Raw genomic sequence first — 1781 nt, 5'->3', positions numbered from 1 at the left:
TCTTTCTTCATGGCGTTGCTCTCCTCAGTGGAATCGGCACCCCGAGCCTAACGGCTCAAGGCGGGCAACGCCGCCCACTTCAGAGTTTCAACAGAGACCGGGACATTCCCGCGATCGTGATCGTGACTGACATGATCGGAAGCGGCCGCCGGTTAACGAAGATGCTCGACAAGTTCTGGAAGGTCCCCAGCGTGAAGTCTTGGGTGTCCGCCCGCTTCGTGAAATTCTATGTCGTTGCGGCCGCCGGAATACCGAAGGGCATCGCAGAGGTGGAAGCGCATCGATTGCGGCCCAAGGTGCTTGTCAAGCACGTCGTGCCCACAATCGGGAACTGGCGCAATCGACAGATGGCCAGCGAATGGATGCGGATCATCAACAGTTGCGGGCCCGACTTCGGGCGCGGCGGTGTCGCACGTGCGGGGTACGAGAATGGGGCGGCACTGGTCGCATTGGCGTCGCGGATGCCGAACAATACTCCGGCGATCCTGCATAAGTCCGTTACCACGCGGGGCGAGGAGTGGAAGGCGCTTTACGAGGGTCCCCTTCCAGCCGACCTCAGACCGCTGTTCCACGTGCTCGACGAGTTCGAGCAAGTTCAAGCTTCCGCGGAAACCCTTGGGGTCAACATAGCGCCGGGTCTTTCCATCGCCGAGGGCAAGCTCGTTCTGATCCTAAGCACCCCTTGGTCGGTACGACGACAACGTAAGGCCATCCCGATCGCAGAGATGACCGGACTCCCCCACAATCAGACCCTGGCGACAGTGCTGAGTGCAATCACGCAAGGTCTCATGACCAATAGCGGTCGCTTGACGGAGGCCGGTCAGCAGTTCCTCGCCGCTGGTCGTCGTGAGGAGACCTGCCGGCCGACGATTGCCACCGACGAGGAACCCTACTATCCCTACGGGGTGAGAATCCCTCGGGGGCAAGTCTAGCAAATGCCGATCTTGGATCGGCCCAGACGACTGACGTGCAGTCGTCATTGGCGGCGGGGTTTCCCGACGCTGTTGATAGAGCTCCTGATTACCGAGACGCACATCGACGCCAGCCTGCGGTTCGCTCGAGGGCTCGCCAGTCGCCGATGTGTGCCCCCCGGGGCCAGGCTAAAGTAGATGAAGCATCCTTGGGATTCTCAGCAGTTTCGCGTTTGCGCCAAGGCCGCAGGGCGCGCAGACGCGACGATCGAAGCAGCCGTAGCCATCGGCAAGAACATCAAGCGGATCAATCCGGATCTGCCAGTCGTCTTCACCTTGCACCATTTGGCCCACCTCTGTCAGGTGTCCGCCGAATTGTGTAGGGCGGTGACAAATTAGGCCACGAAGCGGCGGCGAGAGGGTCGGCCGCGCCGGAGTAAAACCCGGCCAGTGGATAGGCTGTTTTCCTTTTGGGGGAACGGCCNATTAGGCCACGAAGCGGCGGCGAGAGGGTCGGCCGCGCCGGAGTAAAACCCGGCCAGTGGATAGGCTGTTTTCCTTTTGGGGGAACGGCCGGGAATGTTTGTCGTGGAAGTTTACGCCGCCGTTCGCCATTTTGTGTTTGTCGAGGGCAACAGCCAGCGCGATGCGTCCCGGGTATTCGGGCTGAGCCGCGCGACGGTTTCGAAGATGTGCCGGTTCTCGCTGCCGCCGGGTTACAGGCGCACGAAGCCGGTGGCGAAGCCGAAGCTGGGCGCGCTGCTGCCGGTGATCGACGCGATCCTGGAGGCGGACGGGGCGGCGCCGGTGAAGCAGCGCCACACGGCCAAGCGGATATTCGAGCGTCTGCGCGACGAGCACGGCTACGCT

At 62.1% G+C, this 1781-nt stretch carries 1 protein-coding gene and 1 pseudogene; both read left to right on the top strand.

The annotated features are described in order from the left end of the window. Positions 1-932 (top strand): phosphoribosyltransferase-like protein (locus tag VQ045_RS21620; RefSeq protein WP_331831591.1); only part of this gene is annotated, 932 nt, incomplete at its 5' end. 558 nt (positions 933-1490) lie between these two features. Further along, a pseudogene (locus tag VQ045_RS21615) lies at positions 1491-1781 on the top strand (IS21 family transposase); the annotation flags it as partial.

Source organism: Aurantimonas sp. E1-2-R+4 (genome assembly GCF_036549515.1).
GTDB lineage: Bacteria > Pseudomonadota > Alphaproteobacteria > Rhizobiales > Rhizobiaceae > Aurantimonas > Aurantimonas coralicida_A.
This window is presented reverse-complemented; position numbering and strand designations above follow the sequence as displayed.